At 67.2% G+C, this 25054-nt stretch carries 16 protein-coding genes and 1 tRNA gene; 8 read left to right on the top strand and 9 right to left on the bottom strand.

Translation table 11 applies throughout. The features are described 5' to 3' along the window. Window positions 1-204: 204 nt before the first annotated feature. Window positions 205-621 carry a co-chaperone GroES gene (locus tag OJA40_RS12595; RefSeq protein ID WP_103017888.1) on the top strand — a complete coding sequence of 139 codons (417 nt, stop codon included), beginning with the start codon at window positions 205-207 and terminating at the stop codon, window positions 619-621. A 38-nt stretch (window positions 622-659) separates the two neighbouring features. Here OJA40_RS12595 and OJA40_RS12590 read toward each other — a convergent pair whose 3' ends face one another. From OJA40_RS12590 to OJA40_RS12570, 5 genes are all read right to left on the bottom strand, one after another. Then, complete coding sequence (locus tag OJA40_RS12590; RefSeq protein WP_263810823.1) at window positions 660-2483, bottom strand: hypothetical protein; 1824 nt, start codon at window positions 2481-2483, stop codon at window positions 660-662. 17 nt (window positions 2484-2500) lie between these two features. Beyond that, window positions 2501-3304 (bottom strand): protein phosphatase 2C domain-containing protein, encoded by an 804-nt coding sequence (locus OJA40_RS12585; RefSeq protein ID WP_208426603.1) that lies wholly within the window; start codon window positions 3302-3304, stop codon window positions 2501-2503. Window positions 3305-3349: 45 nt separating this feature from the next. After that, window positions 3350-4216: a vWA domain-containing protein gene (locus OJA40_RS12580; protein WP_103016583.1), complete on the bottom strand. Its 867-nt coding sequence runs from the start codon at window positions 4214-4216 to the stop codon at window positions 3350-3352. Window positions 4217-4329: 113 nt separating this feature from the next. Further along, window positions 4330-5151, bottom strand: a complete 822-nt coding sequence (locus tag OJA40_RS12575) for a tetratricopeptide repeat protein (protein WP_208426604.1) — start codon at window positions 5149-5151, stop codon at window positions 4330-4332. Between the two features lie 60 nt (window positions 5152-5211). After that, window positions 5212-6399 carry a DNA polymerase III subunit gene (locus tag OJA40_RS12570; RefSeq protein ID WP_208426605.1) on the bottom strand — a complete coding sequence of 396 codons (1188 nt, stop codon included), beginning with the start codon at window positions 6397-6399 and terminating at the stop codon, window positions 5212-5214. A gap of 183 nt (window positions 6400-6582) precedes the next feature. Between OJA40_RS12570 and OJA40_RS12565 the strand changes: the two genes are divergently transcribed. The 4 genes from OJA40_RS12565 (at window position 6583) to OJA40_RS12550 (ending at window position 8963) form a co-directional block, all read left to right on the top strand. Next, window positions 6583-6801 carry a hypothetical protein gene (locus OJA40_RS12565; RefSeq protein ID WP_043552080.1) on the top strand — a complete coding sequence of 73 codons (219 nt, stop codon included), beginning with the start codon at window positions 6583-6585 and terminating at the stop codon, window positions 6799-6801. An 87-nt stretch (window positions 6802-6888) separates the two neighbouring features. Then, window positions 6889-6962, top strand: a tRNA-Met gene (locus tag OJA40_RS12560). A 614-nt stretch (window positions 6963-7576) separates the two neighbouring features. Next, window positions 7577-8254, top strand: coding sequence for a potassium channel family protein (locus tag OJA40_RS12555; RefSeq protein WP_208426606.1), 678 nt, complete (start codon window positions 7577-7579; stop codon window positions 8252-8254). 325 nt (window positions 8255-8579) lie between these two features. Further along, complete coding sequence (locus OJA40_RS12550; RefSeq protein WP_263810820.1) at window positions 8580-8963, top strand: response regulator; 384 nt, start codon at window positions 8580-8582, stop codon at window positions 8961-8963. Between the two features lie 38 nt (window positions 8964-9001). Here the strand turns inward: OJA40_RS12550 and OJA40_RS12545 are convergent, their stop codons facing one another. From OJA40_RS12545 to glgX, 4 genes are all read right to left on the bottom strand, one after another. After that, the gene (locus OJA40_RS12545) at window positions 9002-11674 is read right to left on the bottom strand and encodes a M14 family zinc carboxypeptidase (protein WP_263810819.1); all 2673 of its coding nucleotides are present in this window, start codon (window positions 11672-11674) and stop codon (window positions 9002-9004) included. Between the two features lie 135 nt (window positions 11675-11809). Then, on the bottom strand, window positions 11810-13675 hold the full coding sequence (locus tag OJA40_RS12540) for a carboxypeptidase-like regulatory domain-containing protein (protein WP_263810818.1): 1866 nt from the start codon (window positions 13673-13675) through the stop codon (window positions 11810-11812). Between the two features lie 632 nt (window positions 13676-14307). Further along, window positions 14308-14577 carry a Gfo/Idh/MocA family protein gene (locus OJA40_RS12535; protein ID WP_263811023.1) on the bottom strand — a complete coding sequence of 90 codons (270 nt, stop codon included), beginning with the start codon at window positions 14575-14577 and terminating at the stop codon, window positions 14308-14310. Between the two features lie 337 nt (window positions 14578-14914). After that, entirely contained in the window at window positions 14915-17209 is a 2295-nt protein-coding gene (gene glgX, locus OJA40_RS12530) for a glycogen debranching protein GlgX (RefSeq protein WP_208426609.1), read from the bottom strand. Window positions 17210-17367: 158 nt separating this feature from the next. On the opposite strand from glgX, the gene OJA40_RS12525 reads away from it, so the two are divergent. From OJA40_RS12525 to glgB, 3 genes are all read left to right on the top strand, one after another. Further along, a complete protein-coding gene (locus tag OJA40_RS12525) occupies window positions 17368-19359 on the top strand; it encodes an alpha-1,4-glucan--maltose-1-phosphate maltosyltransferase (protein ID WP_208426610.1) in 1992 nt (663 codons plus the stop codon). 91 nt (window positions 19360-19450) lie between these two features. After that, window positions 19451-22831, top strand: a complete 3381-nt coding sequence (treS, locus tag OJA40_RS12520) for a maltose alpha-D-glucosyltransferase (protein WP_263810815.1) — start codon at window positions 19451-19453, stop codon at window positions 22829-22831. Window positions 22832-22875: 44 nt separating this feature from the next. Then, a complete protein-coding gene (gene glgB, locus OJA40_RS12515) occupies window positions 22876-24744 on the top strand; it encodes a 1,4-alpha-glucan branching protein GlgB (RefSeq protein WP_208427440.1) in 1869 nt (622 codons plus the stop codon). The last annotated feature ends 310 nt before the right edge of the window (window positions 24745-25054 follow it).

Below are 25054 nucleotides of genomic sequence, written 5' to 3'. Positions count from 1 at the left end.
GGGCGTCGTGAGTCTTCTCGTCTACGCCGTGTTTCAGTTCGTCTAGTCCAGGACACCCGCGTTCGTCCGGGCCCGGCGCCAAAGACACGTATGGTTTTTGTGCAAACCGAGCGGGAGCATGAACCTGCAGTCGACGGCACCGTTGGGTCCGTTGTCTTTTTTTGTCCCGTTCCCCGTTCTCTCTACGAGTTCACGCTCCTGTTTATGGCGGACCTGATTGTCGTCGGCGATCGCGTTCTCATCGAGCCACAGACTGGCGAAGACAAAACGGACACCGGTCTTGTACTGCCCGCGTCGGTATCCCAGCAGGGAGAGGTGGTGAGCGGGCGGGTCGTCAAAACCGGGCCGGGCTACCTGACCCAGAATCCCGAGTACAGCGAGAGCGAAACCTGGAAGGAGTCCGAAACGCCCGTCCGGTACCTGCCGCTCCAGGCCGACCCGGGCGACTACGCCTTCTTTATGGGCAATGAGGCGATCGACCTGCGCTACGAGGAGACGAACTACATGATCGTCCAACACAACGCCATCCTCGCCCTCGTGCGCGGCGACGACACCCCCGAGGAGGAACCGTCGGACACGACGATCGACGACCTGGAAGACCTCTGGGACGAAGACGAGTAGTCCGGGGCCGTTCCGTCAACGGGGCCGCCGCCCGGCACTCATTCCCACCACGAGCGGTCCTCGTCAACCGGCCCTGGAACCGGCACATGATCGGTGGACGACTCGGGACCGGAGCGCGGCGCGGGCACGGGGGGGCCCTCCGTCCGGTCCGGCAGCGTGTCGAGCCGAAGCAGGTAGCGCACGTAGCGCCCAACGCTCAGGTCCGGCATCTCGTCGAGCCGGTCCTTGATGCGCTCGCGCTCTGTCCGCTGCGTCTGTATCTTTTCGCGGGTGCGACCGATCTGGTCGTCGAGATCATCGATCCGGTGCTCGATGTAGCGTTGCAGGCGCCGCTCCTGGGCCGGGGACAGCGCATCCGGAATCTCGTCGGCGTACTTTTCCTCCAACGCCGCCCGCCACATCTTAAGCCGGGCGCGGGCCCGGTCGCTGATGCGGCGCACGTCCTCGACGGCCTCGGGCGTGACCTCCGAGGCGGTGCGAAGGTTGGCGGCCTTCAGCCGCACGACGTGCTTGTGGGTGAGCCCGTCGATGTCCCGCACCTCCCTGACAAAGTGGTGCTTCAGGCGGTCGTGAAGCGCCTTCGCCTGAATCTCCCGCAGCCGCTCCTGCCGCCGCTCGTCCATCGACGTGCGCAACTCCGCGCGCTTCTCCTGGAGGCTCTCCCCCTCGCGCTCGAGCTCCCGGATCGTGGACGCGAAGCGGTCGGCCTCCTGCTCCAGTCGGCGGCGGCGCCGGACGAGGGAGAGACGCCGGTACCGCGTCGCGACGATCCCCGCCCCCACGCCGATGCCAACCAGCAGCACCGCGGCGGCAGTGAGGGCCCACCCCGCCGCGGCCAGCCCAAGAGCAATCCCGCCGCCCCCGATCGTCGCGGGCAGGAAGGCGCGGGCCGCCGTGCTCCGCTCCGCCGCGTCGCGCCCCTGCCGCGCCCGGGACCGGGAGACCGAGACCTGACTTGGCTCCAGCCGCCCCTCCCGCACGTCCGCCAGGGGCGGCACGTCGGCGGGCTCCACGTAGCAGGCCGTCCGCAGCGCGCCGGTCAGCGCCCGGAGGGACTCGGTCTCGGCCAGGGCGTCGAAGAGGGGCGACTCTTCGGGGGCGTAGAAGTCGGCGTCGCGGAAGAGCAGGTTCTCTCCCGTGTCGTACTCGTCCCACAGCTCGGGCCGGACGGCGCAGGCCCGCAGGGCGGCGTAGACGACGAGCCCGGAAAACCGGTCCAGGGCGGGCCCAAAGTCGGCGTCGGTGCGGTCGGGATGCTGGTAATTGCGGTGTCCCACCTCCGCGCTCGCCCGCCCCTCCAGCGCCGGCACATACATGGTATCGTAGTCGACGAGGCGGAGGCGCAGCGCCTCGCCCGCCGTTTCCACCAGTACATTCCCGTGCTGAAGGTCGCCGTGGGCCAGGTCCATGTCCTCGAGGTCCGCCATCAGGCGGGCCCAGGCCTCCACCAGGCGAGCGAGCACATCGGGCCGATCGAGGTGGTCCTCCACGAACCGGTTCAGGGTGGTGCCCCCGGTCCACTCCATCTTGAGCAATGGATATGCGTCCCCTCGCACCGAGATGCCCTCCGGCTGGTACGCAAACTCGACGAACGCGTCGTGGCCGACCGCGTCCAGGGCCTCGGCAACGGCCTCGTACCGGGCGTGCTGGGCGGGCCTCTCCGATAGGAAGCACTTGACCGCGTACCGCCCCCCCGAGTCCGTCGTCACCGGGAAGACGGCGGCGAACGACCCGGTGATGGGCTGCGGCAGGCCGAGCGCGTTGGTGCGGGGCGTGCTGTCTTGGAGCTCAGGGTCCGCAAACGCCACGGCGGGGGCCTGGAGGGCCTCCTGGTACTCGCTCGGGGTGGGATAGCTGGACATGACGGGGCGTCTCGTCCCTACGATTGGTTCATGGGCGGTGCCGCCGCCTCCCGGCCTGGAGACGGTGGTTCGGTCACGTGTGCGACGAGGAGCGTGGCGTCGTCGTTGCGGAGCGTGTTCTCGGTGCGCCCCTGCTCTACGGCCCGCCGAAACTGCTCCTCGTTCCACGCCCCGACCGTCGCGGGCCCGACGGGGGACTCCGAATTCAGGAGCCAGGCGGCGACGGCGTCGGTGGCCAGCACGAAGGTATCGCCCGCGCGCCACTCCCCCGAGGCAGCCTCGGGCGTGGGCGGCGTTTGACTCGGGCGGCTGGGGACGAGGGCGGGACGATTCGTGAAGGTCTCGCCCGCGGTGAGGGGCCAACTCCGCACGAGGGCCTCGTCTCGCACCCGAAAGAGGCAGCAGTCCCCGACGCCCACGGCCCGCCACTGCCCCCCGGCCCGCAGCGACAGGCCCAGCAGCGTGGCGAAGGCGCCCTCCTCCGCCTTCGCCTCGACATACCAGGGGCGCCCTGCGGCGCGCTCACGGACCGCGTCCCGCCACGCTGCCTGCCACGCCGGGACGGCCCGGCGCAGGGCCGCAGGGGTGGTTGCGTCCTCCTCCACCACGCCGCACGCCAGGCGCTCGGCCCACGCCCCGGCGAAGGCCGATTCCGTCGCCCCGTCGGCCACGGCGGCCCGGACCGGCCACGCCTCGGCCCGGACATGCGCTGCGTCCTCGTACGCGTCCATGCTCGCATCGCCTTTCGACACGGCCCAGACACGGGCGTCCACCGCAGACGCGTCTCCCCCCGACGAATCGGGCCCTGCGGTCGCGCTCATGGACGCCCCTCATCAATGCATGGACTGGACGAAACCGTGCCTCCCTTACCGCAAGTTGCTCGGCCGCGTGCCGATTTCCAGGAATGTGACGAGCGAGACCGGGTCGGCGTTGAAGACGAACCCGCGCGTGTCGAGCGTCACGCTGTAGCCCTCCTGCTCGGCGGCGGACCGCATGGAGAACGGCAGGCGGCTCGACATCTGAAACAGCACCTCGGCGTACTCGTCGTCCGTTGGCACCTCGTCGGCGGCCGAGGGCAGCTCCACCGGCGCCTCCTCCGAGGCGGACAGGTGGATGTTGAAGAGCAGCACCTCCCCGTCGTCGGTCGCGAACGAGCGGAGCTCCTGGGCGTAGCGGAGCGGATCGCCATCGGTCGCCTCCCCGTCGGTCACGTTCAGCACGATGGGCGGGAAGCTATGCGGGTGCTGGTCGATCCAGTCGCGCACGGACTGGGCCGCCAGGTCGAGCGCCTGGCACATCGGCGTTCCGTTCTTGGCCTGCGGATCGAACCAGATCGGCGTTTTGACCCGCGTCTCCGTCGTGCCGCCGTCCCCGTCGTCCACCTCCTTTACCCGCTGCTCCATGCGCTGGGGGCGGTCGGCGAGGTGACTGATGGGGACGAGCCCGGTGCCGGGGTCGTACTCCTCCGTCGGCTGGACCAGGCGCCGGACGCGCTGCCCGTAGCCGATGACGCCGACGTGGAAGTAGTCGCGCACCCCCTCCTCCTTGGCGCACCGCAGCACCAGATTCTGCAGGAGGTCGTTCACCGTATCGGCCAGCACGCGGGCCCGGCTGGGGGCGGCGTCGCCGGTCTTCTCCGCCCCGCCGAACGGCTCCTGCATCGACGCCGACTGGTCGAGCAAGAACAGGATTGCGGTGGGCTGCTGGCGACTGATTTCGGCGGAATACGGCATGCAGGCGGGCGATTGGGCGACGCAGGCAACGGCTCAGAAGTGGCATCGACCGCCCCTGCCGACGTTCCGGGCGCACTGTTAAAAACGCTCGATGTAAAAACGCTCGATGGCCCCTATTCGAGATCGTCGAGCAGCCGGCGCGCCTCGTCCTTATACTTCGGGTCGAAGGGCTCCTCGGCCGGCATGTCGAGGACCGCCCGCAGTTCGCGCCGCGCCGCGTCCGGCCGGTCCATCTGCCGGTAGGTCTTGCCGAGCTCCAAGTGGTGGAAGATCCGGTCCCGGAGCTCCAGGGCGCGCCGAAAGTCCCGCACGGCCTGATCGATCGAGGACTCGGGCAGCCCGCCGTACACGGTCTTGACGAGGGCCCGCTGAAAGAAGCCAATGTCTTCCACCTCGCGGTGCCAGCGGCCCCGCGTGTGGTAGGCCCCGTCGAGCGTCGAGTCGATGGCGAGGGCCCGGTCCGCGTGCCGCTTGACCGCACGGGACCGTTCGATGCGCTCGCGGGTGCCGGCGTCCAGGGCCGCCCGCCCCTGGGCCACCGCCATTGCGAGGTGGGCCCGGGCGCTGGTTGAGTCCGCTGCCAGGCCGGCCTTCGCCACGTTGAGCGCATTGTTGTAGTACTGCGCCCGCACGTCCTCCTCGTCGGTGGACTGTCCGAGGTCGGCGTAGGTGTAGACGAGGCGCCACAGCACCGGGACCCGTTCGGGGTGCTGCTCGCGCAGCGACTGCAGGCGCTCCTGCGCGGCCGGGAAGGCGCCCGCTGCACGGAGACTGTCAACCGCTGCGAGCGCGTCCCCAAACTCCGGCTTGGCCGCGTCGGAAGACTGGGCCCGCGCCGACGACGCAAGTGCGCTCCCCAGCAGTAGCCCCGCTAGGGCCATCGCAAACGCCTGCCCCCAGCGCACCGGCACAGAGATACGGAACGAACGGCCCATAACACAAGAAGCCAATTGGCGAGTGGATCAACGGGCCCGCCCTGTCGGTGGACGCGGACTCTAGGCGGGTGCTAGGCGTTCGGCCTCGGAGAGCGGCACGTACAACGACTCAACCTCCTGCCCGCGCATCGCCCGGGCCAGTCCCTGAGCAAGGGCCGTGAGGACCAACGCGACGCGCACGTTGCGCTCGGCCAGTTCCATCGCCTCCTCCACGAGCGTCACCATGCCCTCCAGGTCGGCGTCGGGCAGGTTGTTGCAGAAGCGGGCTACGGCCTCTTTCTGGTCCACATTCACCAGCGGGGCCTCCTCCCCCATCGTGCGGTACAGGAGTAGATCGCGCATCCAGCGCAGCATAAGCCGGAGCACACTCTTTACACGCTCGCGGCCCTGGCTCTTGAGCTCCTGGATGCACGAGTCGAGCGACTCCACCTTTTGCGTATAGGCCGCCCGGAAGTAGTCGAGCACCAGCTCGCGGCTGGTCATCAGGGCGTCGTTCTCCGCCAGCTCAAGGGCCCGGCTGTAGGACCCGTCCGCCATGCGTGAGAGCATCGAGGCCTCGTCCGGCGCCATGCCCTCACGGTCGACGAGGGCCTGCTCGATCGTCTCCGGCAGGAGCGGGTCGAACCGCAGCTGCTGGCACCGCGACAAAATCGTGGGCAGCAGCTGCTCGGGCCGGTTCGTCGTGAGCAAAAAGACGGTCTGCGGGGGCGGCTCCTCCAGCAGCTTCAGAAACGTGTTGGCCGCCTCCTCCCGCATTTTCTCGGCGTCGATGAGGATGTTGACCTTGTACGCCCCTTCCCCCCGCGCCAGGCTCATGGGCTGGATGATGTCCTGCCGCACCTGGTCGATGCGGTAGTAGACCTGCTGGTTCGATGTCTCGGACGGGTCGGCGAGCGAGGGGCGGCGCACGTAGTCAATCGCCGCGTACGGGTTGTCGCCGAGCCGGCGGATCCGCTTCCCCATGTCTTCTTCGTCACGGTCCTTCTCCTGGCTCCAGGGGTGCGGCAGGTTGACGTGCACGTCCGGGTGGACCATGCGCCGGGTCTTGCGACAGGTCGGGCACGCGTCGCAGGCCTCGTCGGCCTGTTCGGGACACTGCAGGGCCCGGGCCATCTCGTAGGCGACGGCCCGCTTGCCCACCCCGTCGGGCCCGTGCAACAGATAGGCGTGGGCCACCCGCTCCTGGGTGAGGGCCCGGCGCAGCGTTTGAACAACCCGTTCCTGGTCAAGAACAGAACTCCAGCCCATCGGACGTGTGTGGCGGCTGTCTGGGGGATAACTGGACCCTGTAACGTACGACCCAGGGCCTACGAGGACAACCCCAGACCGGCCCAGCGCGCATGGACAGGGCCCCGAACACAGCCGCATGGCCCCCCGTGGAACGAGGCGGCATCCTCGTTCACGCAATGGTGCACCCTTCCTTTCTGTCCCGTGGACTCTCATCGTGGCTTCCAATTTCACGCGTACCGGCCCAACGCCCCCCACACCGACAAGCATGCCCTCCGGGCCACGCGGGGACGCATCACGCTGTTCGTAGAGGTCTCGGACGGCGAGCTGCCCAGCGGCTGGCACCTGCGCGACGTGCTGCGCCACGAGATCAACCGCCTCATGGACCCGGCGACGCTCCGCCACGTCGACCACCTCAACTGAACAGGGACACGGTGCCGTCCACTCCTTTTTCACCGCACGCCGGAAACACCCGACGCGCAGTCGGGCATACAAACTAGTGGTTTTGACGGCGTGGTAGCTCAGTTGGTTAGAGCGTCGGATTCATAACCCGGAGGTCGAGGGTTCAAATCCCTCCCACGCTACCGGTACTGTCCCTTCTGCACCCCGTCTTGGTTGCTCCCGAGGCGGGTTTTTCTGTTCCCACGGGGACATTGGAATCGACAGAGCTTCCCTTCCCGAATTGCATACGGCTGCGGTGTCTCTTCCCTTCTTCCCTCTACCCCACGGCGGACTTCGCGGGAGACGGCACAATTAGCGGTCCGAGCAGGCAGGACCACACCTGGTTGTGGTCTTCCGAAGGGAAGCGCCCTCTCGAAGGAAGCGCCCTCTCAGTGGTCCATGCGTCTCCGGGGGGCCGTGCGTCCTCTCTTGCCCCGGTCGGCGTGCCGCCGTGATCCAGCCGCACGCGACGCGCATCTTGCGGTGCGGGTTACGTCTGCGGCGGGGCGGAACGGACGGCCTCAATTCTTTTTCGTCTTCTCTGCGTTCAGCAAAGTCTATTTGTGTTTTCGAGACGAGCGCGGACCGGACGCACGACCGCCCCAGGCGCTAGACGTGGGTCCCCCCTCTCGTCCGGTCAAGCCTGACGGCAACGAGAGCAGTCCCCGCAAAGGCCCCATATATATAAGGGGATGAAGAGGATGGAGAAGGCGCAAGCACAACTCATTGGCCGCTCACGTCCACATACCGACCTGCCATGGGCGTATCGCACTACCGGGAGCACACCCTCAATGTGATCATCGCAGGCGGGGGGCGCGTGGGGCGGGAGACGGCCACGCTCATGACCGCGTACGGCCACCGGGTCACGATCATCGAACAGGACCCGCGCATCACCCGGGTGCACTCGGGGCGGCGCGAGGACGTCACGTTCGTGCAGGGGGACGCGACAGAGGCAGAGACCCTCACTTCTGTTGACATCCGGGAAGCGGACGTCTTCCTCGCCCTGACCGACGATGAAACGACGAACGTTGCCATCTGCCAGCAGGCGGCCAATTTTGCGCCGGACGCCCGCTGCGTGGCCCGGAGCCACCGCCCCCCGGCTGCCACTGGCAATCCCGACGGCGTGGAGGCGTTCGTCTTTCCCGAGCGTGCTGGGGCGCGCGTCGCGGTCGGCCGGGTGTTCGGGGCTCCGGTTCAGCCCATTACCGATCTCTCAACCCGGTTTGAACTCGTCGAGATTGAGGCGAAGCCCGGCGCCCCGGCCGTCGGCAGGTCGCTCGAGGAGCTCGACCTGCCGACGAAGGCCACCGTCATCACGGACCTCGGGACCGAAGACCTGGCCGATGGGGACATGGTGATCGAGGCCGGCCGCCAATACATGATCGCCACCCGCCCCGACGCCGTGGACGACCTCAAAGAGCTATTCTGGGAGTGAGGTCGGGGCGCGCGGGGCGCACACTCAGGATGCGGTGCCGGGGCGCGCGCCCACCGGCATCGGCACGGACTCGGAGCGAGCGCCCACCCTCTTCAAGGCGTTCAAGCAGGCGTCCGCAGGCACGAATCGGGCCATCGGACTGGGCCCAACGGCTTTCCCCCTACGAATGCGACGCCTCTCCTTTCAGTTCTCATTTTGTTCAGGGGATTATTTTCCGGGACCGACCCCCAACGTTATGAGCATATGAGGGATGGAACGATTCCCGTAGATCATATATTCCGTCTTATAGATTTTACATTTCACAACGTTGGGCTGTACTTATTTCATGAGCACATCCGATCCCCCGCGGATCTTGTCGGTCGAGGACAACCCGGACACTCGTCTCCTTTTGGAGCACACGCTACAAGGCGAATACGACGTTACCGTCGTCCCGAACGTGGAGGAGGCGCTCGACCACATCGCGACGAACTCGTTCGATCTTCTCCTCCTGGACATCAACCTCAGTGAGAAAGACGGGGGCGTAGGGCTCCTCCACACGATCCGGAGCCGGGAACAGATCGACGACATTCCGGCCGTCGCGGTCACGGCCTTCGCCATGCCTGGGGACCGGGACGACTTTCTCCAGGAGGGGTTCGACGAGTATGTTGGCAAGCCCTTCACTCGGGACCGGCTGGTGGACACCATTGAGGACGCCTTGCCGGCCGGGTAGGCCGGCGCCCAGGGGCCATCCCGGCCCCGCCATGCCCTTCAGTTCACCAGTCCCGGCACGAGCATCACGGCGTTCTGCATCATGCGGCTCGGGCCGCGCCAGAACATGCGGTACTGCGTATTGTCGACGAGGAAGACGACCCGCCCGTCCCCCATCTCGACCGTGCCGGCAAAGGACGTGCCCGCCATCTGTTGCAGGTTCGCCTGCGAAGCGTAGCCGCTCACGAGCAGCGCCTCGGTGTCCCTCGCGTAGTGGCCGGCCGTCTGGAGGTCTGGGCTCGGCTCCAGGCCCGAGACGCCGTATTTCAGCGTGTAGACCGCGTCCCCAATTCCGTAGGTGAGCGGATGGGTGGCGTCGAGGCGGCCGGTGAGGGCCGCGCCCGGCACATAGTCGAGCCCGCTTGAATCGTCCCGCGCCGCATACGAGGTGTACGGCCCGATGGGACTGTCGGTCGTGTCCGGCAGTGCCTCCACGTCCGTAAGGCCGGATCCGTCCGCCGTTAGGAACCGGGCACTCTCTTCGGTGCCGACGAGCGTACCGCCGTCGCGCACCCACGCACGCAGGGCGTCGACGCGGGTGGAGTCGAAGACCGCATCGAGCCCGTAGCCGCCGGGCAGGATGAGCACGTCGAGCGCGTCGAGCGACGCCTTCCCGTAGCGGGCGTACCGCCCCTCCCCGGTGGCCGACTCCTCCAGGTTGGACGCCCGGATGCGGGTGATGGGGAGCTCGGTCTCCTGGTCGAACAGGTACCAGATCTGTCCGCTCGTGTAGGTGGAGAAGGGCTGGTCGACGAGCATGCCCACCTCGGGGGGCTTCACCGGGGCATTGTCGGCCGAGCCCAGGTCGGGTCCCTCCGCCATGCGACCGGTATCCAGCCCGACGATCTCAACGCCGGCCTCCGACGCGATGCGCCGCATGTCGGCCGCCGGGTCGTCGTGGTCCGGATTGCGCCCCAGGAGGACGACGAGGGAGCCGGCCCCGAACGACCGGGGCCCGGTGCTGAACGGCTCGTGGGCCGCCCGCACCCGGTACCCGGCCTCCCAGAGCGCCGACAGGGCGCGCGGGGCGTGCCGTTGGTTCCACTCCACGACGAATGCGTACCGCGCGTCGGGATTCGTGACGCCGCTGTCCGGCGTGGGGGCCGTCTCTACGACCTCCGTTTCGGCCCCGACCGACTCGCGCGTGCTGTACGCCTCCAGGTTGTAGGCCAGCGGGGCCGACCACGTGGACATGTCGTACATCACCGAGTCCTGGAACGCCACCTGGCGCTGCAGGAGCGTGTTCACAAAGAGGTGGCGCGGCTGGTCGGTGGGCACGACGTACGCCCCGGCCTCCACCCGACGATCCGCTCGCTCGCCGGTGCGGTAGTCGAGCGCATTGTCGAGGCGGGTGGCCCCCGTCGTCCGTTCCACCTCGACGCCGTGGTGGCGGAGCATGTCGAGCACGTCGTAGAGGTAGCCGGTCCCCTGATCGTCGGGAAAGACGTAGGCGGCCGTCTCAATCGAGTTGCTCGCCTGCGAGTGAGCGTTGAGGTCATATTCCAGAAGTGCCCGCCGGTTCTGGACGGACGCCTCGATCGTCGCCAGCGAGGTGGCGTAGTGGTCGTGCACGCGCTGGCGGAAGGTGAGCGTGTAGCCGTCGTTGTTCTCGATGGCCCGCCCGGCCCCGATGCCGGCCTGCTCGGTCAGCATGCCGATCCCCCCCATCACGCTGGGGTAGGACGATCCGTAGCTGGGGTAGAAGAAGTCGAACGCCTCGCGGGTGAAGTAGGCGACTTGGTTCTGGTCGAACGCCTCAATGTTGGCGCGCCCGAAGGTATCGGCCCAGGCCACGTAGCGGTCCGGTAGGATCGGGTTGCGCGGCGTGGTGCCGGGCATGGTGAAGTAGTGGTCGTTGTAGCCCTGTTCGTGGTAGTCGGCATGCACCTGCGGCATGAACTCCTGGTACACACCGGTCAGGCCCTCCATCTCGGGGTGCACGTTCCACACCCAGTCGCGATTGAGGTCGAACCAGTAGTGATTGGTCCGCCCCTGCGGCCACGGCTCGTCGTGGACGATGTCGGCCGGCTCGGTGGCCACCTGCGCCCGTTGCATCGAGCGGGCCCAGTAGACGTAGCGGTCGCGGCCGTCGGGGTTGACGGTCGGGTACATGATCACGACCGCGTCTTGCAGGAGCGCCCGGGTGCGGTCGTCCCGCGCCGCGGCGAGGCGGTAGGCCACCTGCAGGGCCGCCTCCGTCGAGGCCGGCTCGTTGCCGTGGATGTTGTAGCTGTAGGAGACGAACACCGGCTGGTTTTGGAGGAGCCGGTCTCGGGCCGACGCCGACAGGCTCGCCGGGGCCGAGAGGCGCCGGCTGTTGCGCTTGAGCCGGTCGATCCGCCCCTGGTTTTGTGCACTCGTGACGACAAGATAGGGCAGGGTGCGGTCCTCGTAGGTCTCGCCGTAGGTGTCCATCCGAACCCGGTCGGACGCGTCGGCCAGCGTGCGCAGGTAGTCCACCGCGTCGGCGTGGAGGGTAAACTGCGTGCCCATTTCGTAGCCGAGCGCGTCCTCGGGCGACGGGACGCTGCTGTCGTAGGCGAGGTTCGGCTCGAACGAGAAGCGCTCCGGCGTCAGGTCGGCGGGCTGGGCCCCGGCGGAGCCCACCACGAACAGGACGGTCAGAGCAATCGGGAGAAGGCGGGAGGGGGACGGCATGGTGGGGGCGCTCATGAGACGGAGTGACGACCGTCCCACAAGGTGAGAACGAGCGCCCCCAGTCGCAAGGCGTCAGTAGGCCCCGGCGCACGGGACGTCATCTCCATGTACGTCCGAGACGTCACCCAGCCGTCCTTGCCCGACCACAGCCTACCCTTTGCAGAATGCAATCTGATCGTGGCGGTTGCTCGGCACGGCATCGCCGTTCGTGAGCAATACCCCCACGGAGAGGGTCACGTTGTAGGCGCAGTTTTCCAATTCCTCGACCTTTTTGCCGCCAGAAATGCGTTGAAAGTCGACGGACCCGTGCAGGTTTTCGTCCCGGCTCCCGTTCACGTTCGGATCACTGGGGGCCGGCGACACGCGGTAGGGACCGCCGGGCCCGTCAATCCGGATGCTGACGTTTCCCAGGTTCGGGTGGGCCGCGGTGAAGCGCACGTTCAGGGTGTCCTGAATGCCCTCGCACCCACCGCTGCCCAGTTCCTTCAGATTGACCATCGCCACGGCGAGCCCGTCGTCAATCTGCTGACTCATCCAATTGGGATGGCGGACATAGTCGTAGGGCCGATTGTTGACCGCAATCTTTTCAAGGTGGCCCACCTCCGTAGGCGCACTGGGACTCGAGTTCGGAGGGTTTTCCCGAACGAGCATCCGGATCTCGAAATGCTTGTTCTGTACGAGGGACACCCCGGAGGGGGCCTCGGCACTGTCCCCCGCGTCGATGCCAGTCAGGTCGACCGCGGGCGTGAACGTCCCCAGCGTCCGGGAGTCCAGTTGGACCTGGTTGTGATTCGGCACGAACGACCCATCCCCACCAAAAACCCCCGACTTCTGGGGCATCGGGATCCAGTTCCCGTTGGGAGTAACGGCCACTTCATCGGGGTCAGGTGTTCCCCCCACGACGTAATCTTTGGTGCTGATGCGCGGGGGCGAGACAGAAGTGTCCACCTTTTCGAGCGCCCCAATCTTCGTCTTGCGGAGCTGAGAGGGCGTCACGTTCTTCCAGGACGACGCCCCTCGCTCTCGGTACTGAAACTTGTACTCCAGGGGGTTTCCGTTTAGGGTCTTCGACATGATCCCATTCAGTCGGAGGGTGCGGTGGAAGGCCCGTCCGCCGCGCACTGTCTCCCCCGTGCCTGCCGGGCCGCTGTCGATGTCCGTCTGAAAGTCGTACCCGCCCACGTGGGTGAAGGCCGGGTAGACTTCAGGATCCGGGTCGTCGGGCTCCTCGTCGAGGCAGAGGTCCACACAGAAGCAGGGCCCGGCGTTCTCCCGGCTGCTCCTTCGTCCCTCGGACGGGTCTTCGGAGAGCAGGGGCTGTCCGGCCGGCGTCTCCACCCGAAAGTAGAGGTCCGGCCCGCCCACCAGTTCAACGTCGATCACGGTGCCGGGCTCGAAGTCCTGCTGCAAATAGTCGATGCGGAAGCGACCATTGCCGTCGGTGGTCGCAATCCCGACCTCATCGTCCTGAATCCAGTCCCGATCGAACGCAATGACCGTCACGCCCTCCACGGGGGCGTCCGTCTCGCAGAGGGTTACGTCCCCGCAGATCGTCCAGGCCCCGAACTGCCCCCGAACCTGGCACCAGAACCGCTCGGGAATGCAGTACTCCCAGCCAAATCGAGCCCCCTCTTCGCCCTTGCGCCACTGGGGCTGGAGGGTGGTGATGCTCACCTGCAGCGGGCCTGCCTCCGTGCCCTCCGGCCTCCCGGGGACCGATTCGAGGTACACGTCTGCCTCGATGGCCTCCCCGTCGTAGTCGACCTCCTCGCCGAGCACGACGTTGAAGCGGCCCTCCGAGTCGAGGCCCGCCTCGACCAGGAGACGATCCGCCTTTTGTTCTGCCTCCGCCGCATCGAGAATCTGATGCGTGTGCTTGGTGTCCGCGGTCGCACGGGCGACGACTTGATCGTCCCCGTCTTTGGGTCGGTAGAGCCGAAGGGTAGCGTGTGCCAGGTCCTCCTGACAGTCCGAACAGAGTTGTCCGCAGAGGTGTCCGAAAAACGTGTATCGCATGGCGCGTAGTAGACGACGATTGAAGTGCATGTCCGGCGAGAAGTGCGGCCCAACCACTCATGAGCCGTTTGTGTGTTAGGCACGTGAAGATGTGGTTCATAACTTGCCGCCGTTTGGTTCTTCAAATCTTCACTATTTGGCGACACCAATAGCGTCTCGCCGGACGCGGCCGGGTGCAGCGCTTTCCGCGCGGAATCGGCAGTGGGCCCTCGACGATTCGATGCGGCCTGCTCCGGCCAGAAAGAGATGGGGGTTGGAACGAGGAGAAGAGCCGGGCGCGACGGCACCGGACGGGGGCAGACGCGTTTTCCGGACGCGATGGGCCGGCCCACCGCGTCGTGCCTCAAAGCTCCATTCTTGCTCCGTCGTTCGCGGAGGATTCCATGATGGCCCGAACAACCCGAATGTCGGCGAGCCCCTCCCTGCCCGGGACCAGAGGGGCATTGTCGTTTTTGATAGCTCGGGCGTCGTTGTCCATCTGCCGGGCCTGCTGGTCAGTCGGGTCGGGGGGGCGTTCCGTCGTGGCCCGCGGCGGTCGCGACGGAGGTGACCGCGCCGTGCGTCTCGTCCTCGCCGTACCGGATGATGGTTTGGGTGTTGGGCTTGTGCTGCATCCGGTCGCCGACGGTGAGCTAGCCCCCATTCTTCTCGGCGGCGTCGATCACGGCGCGACACTCGCTCGCGGTCATGGCCATCGGCTTCTCGCACCAGACGTGCTTCCCGGCCTCGGCGGCCCTGATGGCGTCCCGCGCATGGAAGCCCGGCGGGGTCACGACATACACCTCATCGAGGGCGGCGTTGTTGGAAATCTCGGGCAGCGTGTCGTAGCTGTAGACATTCGAGCCCGGAAAGTCGTACCGTCGCTGCCACCTCGGACTCTTCTCCGGGAAGCCGGTGACAATGCCACGCAGCGCGCAGTGCTCGGTCTTCTGGAGACCGGGGCCAGCTGGGTCGTGGCGTAGTTGCCGAGGCCACAGAGGGCCACCCCGAGGACGTCGTCTCCATCAGGAAGGAGAACGGACGGAACGCCCACCGTCGACGCGGCTACGGTGGCCCCAGGCCGCTCAAGAAACTCTCGCCGGGAGGTGGGTTCGGACATGCCGTACGGAGACCAATTGGGGAGCGCAGCGAAGTCCGTCGGGTCCGGAGCCGCGGCGCCCGGCCGCGCGCGGACGAGAAGGCGCGCGGTCGGGGTGTGGTTTGTGGAGCGGAACCACGCGGCACGAGGGGGCGCCGGCGCTACTGCTCCGCCCGAAGCACCAGCAGTCGATGGGGACGCAGCGTCAGGACGCCCCCCGGCTCGACGGGGCCCGGATCGTCCAGAAACTCGGCCAGCTCCGGCACCACGTGCCAGGCCACGCAGTGCACATCGTCGAGCTCGTTGGTTTCCGCCGGCACCTCAACCTCGACCGGCGCCCCGCCCTGGTTCATGAGCACCAGGAACGCGTCGTCGGTGCGGGGGCGGCCCTTCGAGTCGGGCGCCAGGTTCTGCCCACGGAGCAGGTACCCGAAGGCGTGCAGGCCCTCGTCGTGCCAGTCTCCGTCCGTGATCTCACGGCCGTCGGGGTGCCACCAGAGCACGTCGCCGGAGCCGTCCGACTCGTCGACCGGGTCCAGAAAATGCCGTCGCCGGAAGCTCGGATGCTCCTGCCGGAACGCCGTGAGTCGCTGCACGAACGCGAGGAACTTCTGCTCGCGTTCGTCGAGGGTCCAGTCGTACCAGCTGATCTCGTTGTCTTGGCAGTAGGGGTTGTTGTTGCCCCGACGGGTGTGGGACAGCTCATCCCCGCCCAAAATCATGGGCACGCCCTGCGACAGCAGGAGCGTGGCCATGATGCTGCGCTTGCGCCGCTCGCGGCGCTCGATCACCTCCGGATCGGTGGTGGGGCCTTCCACCCCGCAGTTCGTCGAGTGGTTGTCGTCGTGGCCGTCCTCGTTGCCCTCCTTGTTCTCCTCGTTGTGCTTCCGCTCGTAGCTCACGAGGTCCTGCAGCGTAAAGCCGTCGTGGGCCGTCACGAAGTTGATGGACGCGAACGGGCGGCGGCCCGACCGCTCGTAGAGGTCGCTGGAGCCGGTGACCCGGGTGGCCACGTCGCCGTTCATCCCGCGGTCGCCCCGCCAGAAGCGGCGGATGGTGTCGCGGTAGCGGCCGTTCCACTCGGCCCACTGCCACGGGAACGACCCGACCTGGTAGCCGCCGGGCCCCACGTCCCAGGGTTCCGCAATCAGCTTGACCTGGCTCAGCACCGGGTCCTGCTGGACCACCTTGAAGAAGGAGCCGAGCATGTCCACGTCGTACAGTTCGCGCGCCAGGGCCGAGGCCAGGTCGAACCGGAAGCCGTCGACGTGCATCTCCGTCACCCAGTAGCGCAGGCTGTCCATGATCATCTGCAGGACGTACGAGTCGCCGGGGTCGAGCGTATTGCCCGTTCCGGTGTAGTCCATGTAGTAGCGCTCGTCGTCGGGGTTGAGCTTGTAGTAGGTCCGGTTGTCCACGCCCCGCCACGAGAGCGTGGGGCCCATCTGGTTGCCCTCGCAGGTGTGGTTGTACACGACGTCGATGATGACCTCGAGCCCCGCGTCGTGCAGGGCACGGACCATCATCTTGAAGTCACGCACCGCGCTCGTCGGGCCGTTGGCGGCGTACTCCGGCTCCGGCGCGAAGTAGGAAAGGGTGTTGTACCCCCAATATTCCCGGAGGCCCTTCCGGAGCAACTCCCGGCGATGCAGCTTGGCGTGCACCGGCAGGAGCTGCACCGTAGTGACGCCGAGGGTCTTGAGGTGATCGAGCACCGGCTCGGACGCCATTCCCAGGTACGTGCCCCGCAGCCGTTCGGGCACGTCCGGGTGCTTCTGGGTCATCCCCTTCACGTGCGTCTCGTAGATGAGGGTATCCTGCCACGGGATCTCGGGGGACTGGTCGTTGCCCCAGGCGAAGGTCTCCTCCACCACCGCCGCGAGGGGGGCGTGGGGGGCACTGTCCTGCGTGTTAAACGAACGGTCGTCCCCCTCCGCGTCCACGTCGTAGCCGAAGAGGCTGTCGTCCCAGCGGAGGGGGCGCCCGATGGCCTTCGCGTAGGGGTCGAGCAGCACCTTGTTGGGGTTGAACCGATGCCCGTTCGCCGGGTCGTAGGGGCCGTAGACGCGATAGCCGTAGAGCTGTCCGGGACGCACGTTCGTGACGTAGCCGTGCCAGATGGGACCGGTGTGCTCCGGCAGCTCGAACGTGACGGCCGGCTCGGGGGCGTCCGCGTCCTCAAAGAGAAGCAGTTCAACCCGGTCGGCGTGGGCGCTGTGCAGGGCAAAGTTGACGCCGATGCCGTCCCACGTAGCCCCCCGTGGATAGGGCTTGCCGGGTTGGATGTGACGGTCGCCCCGATTCTGCGGGTTCGTGTCGATCGATGAGGGAGGGGACGCGTCCATACAGCACAGGGACAACTCAAAAGCGCAGAGCAGTCTGCAGCGCTCAATGTGAACCACAAAAATCGGGCCGCAGACCCCGGGTACAATGAGCCCAACCGGCCACAGTTGCATCTGCGGCTTCGGCGCCCGTGGCCCTCATGTTGGGATTTCTGTCCCCCAATGCGTAGCGTGTATATCCGTCGTCGCCCCCTGCTCGCCGCATCTCGCCCCTGCCCCACGCCAGCATGGCCTCTTCTGCCACGTCGCCGCCCGCGTCGCCCGATCCGACCATGCCCAAGTCTTGGTCCCGGGTCGTCATCTCATCGGTGGCCCCCGCCATTGACGGCGGGCAGTGGCCCATCAAGCGGGCCGTGGGGGAGCAGGTAGAGGTAACCGCCGGCGTCCTGGTGGACAGCCACGACGCCCTGGCCGTCGAGCTCGTGGTCCGCCACGCGAGCGAGGAGACGGAGCACGTCACCCGCATGCCCCACGTCGAAAACGACGCGTACGCCGGCGCCTTCGAGGTGTCGGCCCCCGGCCGCTACCTGTACCGCGTGCGGGCCTGGATCAACCGCTTCGCCACGTGGCAGGACCAATTTCGACGCCGGGTGGAGGGGGGCGAGCCGCCGTCCGAGATTGAGAGCGAGCTGACCGCCGGGGCGTCGCTGCTTCGGGCGGCCGCCGAACACGCCCCCGAGGACGACCGGGAGATGCTGACGGCCCACATCGAGGCCTTCGCGGACGGCAACGCGGAGGCGGCCCTCGGGGACGAGATCGCCGAGCTCGTACGCCGCCACGCGCCCCACCACCAGCAGACGAGCAGCGCGACCTACGAGGTGCTCGTGGACCCGGAGCGCGCCCGCACCGGCGCGTGGTACGAGTTCTTCCCGCGCTCCGCCCGGGACGACGACGAGCACGCCACGCTCGACGAGGCCGCCGAGCGCCTGCCGCGCATCCAGGAGATGGGCTTCGACATCGTCTACCTTCCCCCGATCCACCCCATCGGCGAAACGAACCGGAAGGGCCCGGACGATGCCCCCGAGGCCGGCCCCGACGATCCGGGCAGCCCGTGGGCCATCGGCGGCTTTCTGGCGGACGGCTCGAAGGGGGGGCACAAGAGCGTCCACCCCAAGCTGGGCGGCATCGAGGCGTTCGACCGGTTCGTCGAGACGGCCCACGACCTGGGCCTGGAGGTCGCCCTCGACGTCGCGTTCCAGTGCTCCCCCGACCACCCCTACGTCGAGGAGCACCCCGAGTGGTTCTACCACCGCCCGGACGGCTCCCTCCGCTACGCCGAAAACCCACCGAAGAAGTACAAGGACGTCCACCCCATCAACTTCGAGACGGAGGCGTGGCCCGCGCTCTGGCAGGAGCTGAAGAGCGTCTTCGAGTACTGGATTGACCACGGCGTCACGACCTTTCGCGTGGACAACCCGCACACCAAGCCGTTTGCCTTCTGGCAGTGGTGCCTGCGCGAACTCCGCGCGGACACCCCCGAGCTCGTCGTCCTATCGGAGGCCTTCACCCGGCCGAAGACAATGTACCACCTCGCCAAGCTCGGCTTCAACAACTCCTACACCTACTTCACCTGGCGCAACACCCCCGACGCGCTCGAAGCGTACGGCGAGGAGCTGTTCCACACCGAGGCGGCCGAATACTTCCGCCCCAACTTCTGGCCCAACACGCCCGACATCCTACACGACGAGCTGGTCGACGGGGGGCGCCCCGCCCACAAGAGTCGGTTCGTGCTCGCGGCGACGATGTCCAGCACCTACGGCGTCTACGGCCCGCCCTTCGAGCACGTGGACACCCAGCAGCGCGAGTCCAAGGAGGAGTACGCCCGGAACGAGAAGTACGAACTCCGCACCTGGGACTGGAACGACCCCACCTCGCTGCAGCCGTTCATGGCGCGGGTGAACCGCCTCCGCAACGAAAACCCCGCCCTGCAACAGATGCGGTCGATTCGGTTCCTCGACACGCAGCACCCGGACCTGATCGCCTACAGCAAGGCCGCCGGGGACAACCTGATCGTCGTGGTCGTAAGCCTCAATCCCCACAGCGAGTGCGAGGGCCAGCTCGTGCTGCCCCCCCACGACCTCGGCCTGCCGGCCGACGAGGCCTTCTCCGCCCACGACCTCCTGCACGACGCCCACTACACCTGGCAGGGGACTCACCACTACCTCCGCCTTTCCCCCGACCGGCCCGCACACATTTTTCGGCTCGAACCGGCCGGCACGAGCGAGCAGACGCACGCCGCCTACGATCGCCTCGTGCACGCATAACGGCGTTTGACCGTTGGCAGGTTGAGCGTTTTCACGTTCGGCCGTCAACGTGCCAACCTTCAACGTTCCAACCTTCCAACGCAGTACCCGAATGCCCGACGACTTCCTCGACGACCCCCTCTGGTACAAGGACGCCGTCATCTACGAGCTGCACGTCCGCAGCTTCTACGACTCGAACAACGACGGCTACGGGGACTTTCGAGGGCTTCGCGAAAAGCTGCCCTACCTCGAATCACTGGGCGTCAACACCCTCTGGCTGCTCCCCTTCCTGGAGAGCCCGCTCCGAGACGACGGCTACGACACCGCCGACTACTTCAAGGTCCTGCCGATCCACGGCGACCTCGACGACTTCCGGGCCTTTCTCGACGACGCCCACGCCCGCGGCATGCGGGTCATCACGGAGCTGGTGCTGAACCACACCTCCGACCAGCACCCCTGGTTTCAGGAGGCGCGCGACCCGGACTCCGACAAGCACGACTGGTACGTCTGGAGCGACACGGACGAGCGGTACGACGACGTCCGTGTCATCTTCACCGACACGGAGGATTCGAACTGGGCGTGGGACCCGAAGGCGGAGAAGTACTACTGGCACCGCTTCTTCTCCCACCAGCCCGACCTCAATTTCGACAACCCCGAGGTCCGGGAGAAGATGAAGGAGGTCATGTTCTTCTGGCTCGACATGGGGGTGGACGGCCTCCGGCTCGACGCGGTGCCCTACCTCTTCGAACGGGAGGGCACCAGTAGTGAGAACCTGCCCGAGACGATCGCCTACGTGAAGGAACTGCGCGCCGCCGTGGAGGAGCGCTACGGGCCCGGCAAGGTGCTTCTGGCGGAGGCCAACCAGTGGCCCGAGGACACGCTTCCCTACTTCGGCGAGGACGCGGACGGGGATAGCACCGGCGTACAGATGGCCTTCAACTTTCCCGTCATGCCGCGGCTCTACATGGCGCTGCGGCGCGAGAACCGGCGGCCAATCGTGGAGATGCTCGACCTGACCAGCGGCATCCCCGACGACGCGCAGTGGGCCCTCTTCCTCCGCAACCACGACGAGCTCACCCTCGAGATGGTGACCGACGAGGAGCGGGACTACATGTACCACGAGTACGGCGCCGACGATCGCTTCCGCATCAACGTGGGCATTCGGCGCCGCCTGACGCCCCTGCTCGGGGGCGAGCGCCGCCGCATCGAGCTCATGAACGCGCTGCTGCTGAGCCTCAAAGGGAGCCCCATCATCTACTACGGCGACGAGATCGGAATGGGCGACGACCCCTTCCTCGGCGACCGCAACGGGGTGCGCACCCCCATGCAGTGGAGCCCCGACAAGAACGGCGGCTTCTCGCGGGCCCCGCACCACAAGCTGTTCATGCCGCCCATCAACCGGGGCAAGTACAGCTACGAGTTCGTGAACGTGGAGGACGCGGAGGCGGACCCGTACTCGCTGCTCCACTTCATGCGCCGCCTCATCGCCCTCCGGCAGCAACACAAAAACATCTTCGGCCGGGGCAGCCTCGAGCTCCTGCCCGTGGAGAACCAGTCCATCCTCGCGTTTCTCCGCGAGTACGAGGGCGAGCGCATCCTGGTGGTGAACAACCTGTCCCGCTTCACGCAGTCGGTCCACATTCCGGCCCGGGAGGACCTGCAGGGCCTGGCGCCGGTCGAGCTGTCCGGCCAGTCCGCGTTCCCGCCCATCGACAACGACGACTATCACCTGACCGTTGGCCCCCACCACTTCTACTGGTTCAAGCTCGTGCCCAAAGAGGACGTACAGCGCGACGACACCCGCCGCAGCGGCCTTCAGCCCCTCGAGGACAAAAACGGCCGCACCCGTCCGGTCCTGCCGGTCGCCGAGGGCCTGCAGAACGTACTCGTGCCCACGATGGCGCAGCGCCGCGGCCCCGAACAGATCGAGGCCCTCCTCCCCGAGTTTATCAACGAGCAGCGCTGGTTCGGCGGCAAGGGCGAGGGCATCGAAGGGGTCGAGGTCGAGGACGCGGTGCGCCTCCAGAGCGACCCCGTGGTCTACCTGTCGGTGCTCCGGGTCGACCTGCCGGAGGACACGTCGTTTTACACCCTCCCCCTGATGGCGGCCCCCGAGCCGGAGGCCCCCGACATTCTCGACGAACACCCGAACGCCACCCTGGCGTGGCTGGAGGTGGACGACACCGAAGAGCGTCGGCTCGTCTACGACGCCACGGTCAACCCTCAGTTCTGGGCCACCCTCTTCCGCTGGTGGCAGCGGGGCGGCACCGGCCGCTCGCTGAAAGGCCTCTATACGGCCGAGCCGTCCGAGGCGATGGGCAACGAGCCCCCCCACGACGTGCGCCTCTTTACCGGCGAGCAGAGCAACACCTCGGCCATCGTCAACAACGACTACTTCCTCAAGCTCTACCGCCGCCTGGAGGAGGGCCCCAACCCCGAGAAAGAGCTCCTGGAGCACCTTACAGACGTCGAGTTTACGTTTTCGCCCCGGCTCCACGGCACGCTCCACTTTCGGCGCCGCCGCCGCCAGTACACCCTGGGCGTGCTTCAGGAAGCCCTCGCGGTGGATGCCGACGCCTGGAGCTACGCCCTCTCCTGCACGACCACCTTCCTCGACCGCGTCGAAAATTCGCCGTTCCCGCACGAGCAGGCCAAAAACACGGGCCCGTCGGCGGATGGCCCGCACTGGACGGCGGACCGCTTCTCGGAGGCGACCGTGCCGGTGTGGCTCGAAGACCTGGCCCCCGAGTTGATCTCGTTCGCGCGGACGCTCGGGGTGCGCACCGCCGAGATGCACCACGCGCTGGCTCGGGCCGGGGGCGACGACATGCGCCCCATCGAGGCACCGACGGACGCGGGGGCGGAGCTGGGCGCGCGCATCCGGACCGAGATGGAAGAGACCCGCGCACTTCTGGATCGGCAGCCGGACCCCGCTTCCGGGCACGTGCCGTCCGACCCGGCGTGGAGGGCGGCCCGCGATCGCCTCGCCCCCCTCAACGACGTGCCCGGAACCCACGACCGCATCCGGATCCATGGCGACTATCACCTCGGCCAGCTTCTGCGGGCCGAGGGCGACATCTATGTCCTCGACTTCGAAGGCGAGCCGACCCGCCCCCTCGAAGAGCGGCGGCGGCGCAAGAATGCACTGCGCGACGTCGCGGGCATGCTTCGATCCCTGGAGTACGCCGTTCTCGCGTCCTGGCAGGATCACGCCGACGTGGACCCGGACTACGAGCCGTGGATCGACGCGCTGCTCTACTGGACGGAGACCACCTTCCTCGACGCCTACGCCGACACGACCGGCGACGCCGCCTTCCTTCCGGCCGCCCCCGCCCGCTACTCGTTCCTCTGGGCCTTCCTGCTCGACAAGGCCCTCTACGAGGTCCGCTACGAGCTCCACCACCGTCCCGATTGGGCCTGGCTTCCGCTGCACGGCCTCCACCGCCTGCTCGCCCCTCGGGACGCGACCGCCTCCGACCCCCTCGACGCCTGATCCCTCCCCGCCCGAGTGTCCCGCTCCCCCACTCTTCTCCCCCCATGCCCCATCTCACCGACGACGACATCTACTACTGGCGGCAAGGCACCCATGCCCACAGTTACGAGCGGATGGGGGCGCACCCCAACCAGCGGGGCACCTGGTTTGGCGTCTGGGCCCCCAATGCCGACCGGGTGGAAGTAACGGGCGACTTTAACGACTGGCGCTTCGGGGCCGACGTGCTGGAGCGCCGCGAGGGCGGCCTCTGGGAGGGCTACGTCCGCGGCGCCCAGCCGGGCGACAAGTACAAGTACCACCTCCGGGCCGACGGCGAGTGGTTCGACCGCACCGACCCCTACGCCTTCCGCATGGAGCCGCCCGCCCAGAACACCTACGAGGGCCTCTCGGCCCTCATCACCGACCTCGACACCTACACGTGGGGCGACACCACCTGGATGAACGAGCGGGAGGGCCCCAGCGGGATCGACGGACCGCTCTCCATCTACGAGGTGCACCTCGGCTCGTGGCGCCACGAGGAGCACGGCGAATCTTTAAGCTACCGGGAGGTCGCCGAGCCGCTGGCCGACCACGTGCAGAACCTCGGCTTCACCCACGTCGAGTTTCTGCCCCTCGCCGAGCACCCGTACTACGGCTCGTGGGGCTACCAAATTCTCGGCTACTACGCCCCCACCTTCCGCTACGGCGACCCCGAAGGCCTCATGCACCTCATCGACACGCTGCACCAGCGTGGCATCGGGGTCATCATGGACTGGGTGCCCGGCCACTTCGCCACCGACCCGCAGGGGCTCACCTACTTCGACGGCTCGCACCTCTTCGAATACGAGGACCCGCTCATGCGGGAGCATCCGGACTGGGGCACGCGCGTGTTCGACTTCGGCAAGAACGGCGTGCGCAACTTCCTCCTCTCCAACGCCCTCTTCTGGATGGACAAGTACCACGTGGACGGCCTGCGCGTCGACGCGGTCGCCTCCATGCTCTACCGCGACTACTCCCGGGAGGGCGACTGGTCGCCCAACGTGCACGGCGGCCGCGAAAACCTGGGCGCCATCAGCCTCCTCCAGGACACCAACGAGCGCGTCTACGACGAGTACCCCGAGGCGATCATGCTGGCCGAGGAGTCGACCGCCTGGCCCGGCGTCACCACCCCCACCGAGCACGGCGGCCTCGGCTTCCTCTACAAGTGGAACATGGGCTGGATGCACGACACGCTCGAGTACGCGAGCACGGAGCCGGTCCACCGCAAGCACCACCACGGCGACCTGACCTGGACCCTCAGCTGGGCGTTCTCCGAAAACTACACGCTCCCCCTCTCCCACGACGAGGTGGTGCACGGCAAGAGCTCCCTCTGGAGCAAAATGCCGGGCGACGACTGGCAGAAGGCGGCCAACCTGCGGCTCCTCTACGCCCACATGTTCGGCCACCCCGGCAAGAAGCTTCTCTTCATGGGCGGCGAGTTCGGGCAGTACCACGAGTGGAACCACGACGAGGAGCTGGAATGGAGGCTCACGGAGGAGCCGCTGCACGAGGGCCTGATGGAGTGGCTCGGCGACCTCAACCACCTCTACCAGAATGCACCGGCGCTCTGGAACGACCAGGAGGACGGCTTCGAGTGGATCGCGTACGACGACCGCGAGAACAGCGTCCTCACCTACCGCCGCCTCAACGGGGACCGGTCGCTCGTCTTTGTGCTCAACTTTACCCCCGTCGTCCGCGAGAACTACCGCATCGGGACTGCGGGGAGCGGCCGGTGGCACGAGCGGCTCAATAGCGACAGCCACGCCTACGGCGGCAGCAACGTAGGCAATCAAGGCCTCGTCCACAGCGACCCGATCGGGCAGCACGGGCATTCCCACTCGCTGGAGCTCACGCTCCCCCCGCTCGGGGCCCTGGTCCTGGAGCCGGCCGAGTAGTCCGTCCGGGCCTACCCCGCCTCCGAGGAACGAAGACGAAGGCCTTGGGGCCCCGCTGTACGCGCCGCCCTCTCCTCAATTTTACAGCTTCTGTATGATCCGCGGTTGATCGTCGAAAAAACCCCTCTTATCTATAAGTGGTCTAAATAGTCAGAAACTACCCCTGCATCCTGCATGGACCACTCGTTCGTACGTCGTTCTATAGGGGCGGCGCTTGGGGCACTGCTTCTTCTGCTCGTCGTTCTGCCGGGGTGTTCGGACGATCCCGTCCTGGGCCCATCAGACGGAGCTTCCGAGGAAGGAGGTAGCT

It is taken from the genome of Salinibacter pepae (assembly GCF_947077775.1).
In the GTDB taxonomy this organism is placed as follows: domain Bacteria; phylum Bacteroidota; class Rhodothermia; order Rhodothermales; family Salinibacteraceae; genus Salinibacter; species Salinibacter pepae.
This window is presented reverse-complemented; position numbering and strand designations above follow the sequence as displayed.

Bases quoted from the DNA above. Each gene is read 5' to 3' on its own strand.
- OJA40_RS12580 (WP_103016583.1), bottom strand. From the start codon at position 4,216: ATGCCGTATTCCGCCGAAATCAGTCGCCAGCAGCCCACCGCAATCCTG.
- treS (WP_263810815.1), top strand. From the start codon at position 19,451: ATGCCCGACGACTTCCTCGACGACCCCCTCTGGTACAAGGACGCCGTC.
- OJA40_RS12525 (WP_208426610.1), top strand. From the start codon at position 17,368: ATGCCCAAGTCTTGGTCCCGGGTCGTCATCTCATCGGTGGCCCCCGCC.
- OJA40_RS12550 (WP_263810820.1), top strand. From the start codon at position 8,580: ATGAGCACATCCGATCCCCCGCGGATCTTGTCGGTCGAGGACAACCCG.
- OJA40_RS12595 (WP_103017888.1), top strand. From the start codon at position 205: ATGGCGGACCTGATTGTCGTCGGCGATCGCGTTCTCATCGAGCCACAG.
- OJA40_RS12570 (WP_208426605.1), bottom strand. From the start codon at position 6,399: ATGGGCTGGAGTTCTGTTCTTGACCAGGAACGGGTTGTTCAAACGCTG.
- OJA40_RS12555 (WP_208426606.1), top strand. From the start codon at position 7,577: ATGGGCGTATCGCACTACCGGGAGCACACCCTCAATGTGATCATCGCA.
- OJA40_RS12540 (WP_263810818.1), bottom strand. From the start codon at position 13,675: ATGCGATACACGTTTTTCGGACACCTCTGCGGACAACTCTGTTCGGAC.
- OJA40_RS12590 (WP_263810823.1), bottom strand. From the start codon at position 2,483: ATGTCCAGCTATCCCACCCCGAGCGAGTACCAGGAGGCCCTCCAGGCC.
- glgB (WP_208427440.1), top strand. From the start codon at position 22,876: ATGCCCCATCTCACCGACGACGACATCTACTACTGGCGGCAAGGCACC.
- OJA40_RS12545 (WP_263810819.1), bottom strand. From the start codon at position 11,674: ATGAGCGCCCCCACCATGCCGTCCCCCTCCCGCCTTCTCCCGATTGCT.
- OJA40_RS12575 (WP_208426604.1), bottom strand. From the start codon at position 5,151: ATGGGCCGTTCGTTCCGTATCTCTGTGCCGGTGCGCTGGGGGCAGGCG.
- OJA40_RS12585 (WP_208426603.1), bottom strand. From the start codon at position 3,304: ATGAGCGCGACCGCAGGGCCCGATTCGTCGGGGGGAGACGCGTCTGCG.
- glgX (WP_208426609.1), bottom strand. From the start codon at position 17,209: ATGCAACTGTGGCCGGTTGGGCTCATTGTACCCGGGGTCTGCGGCCCG.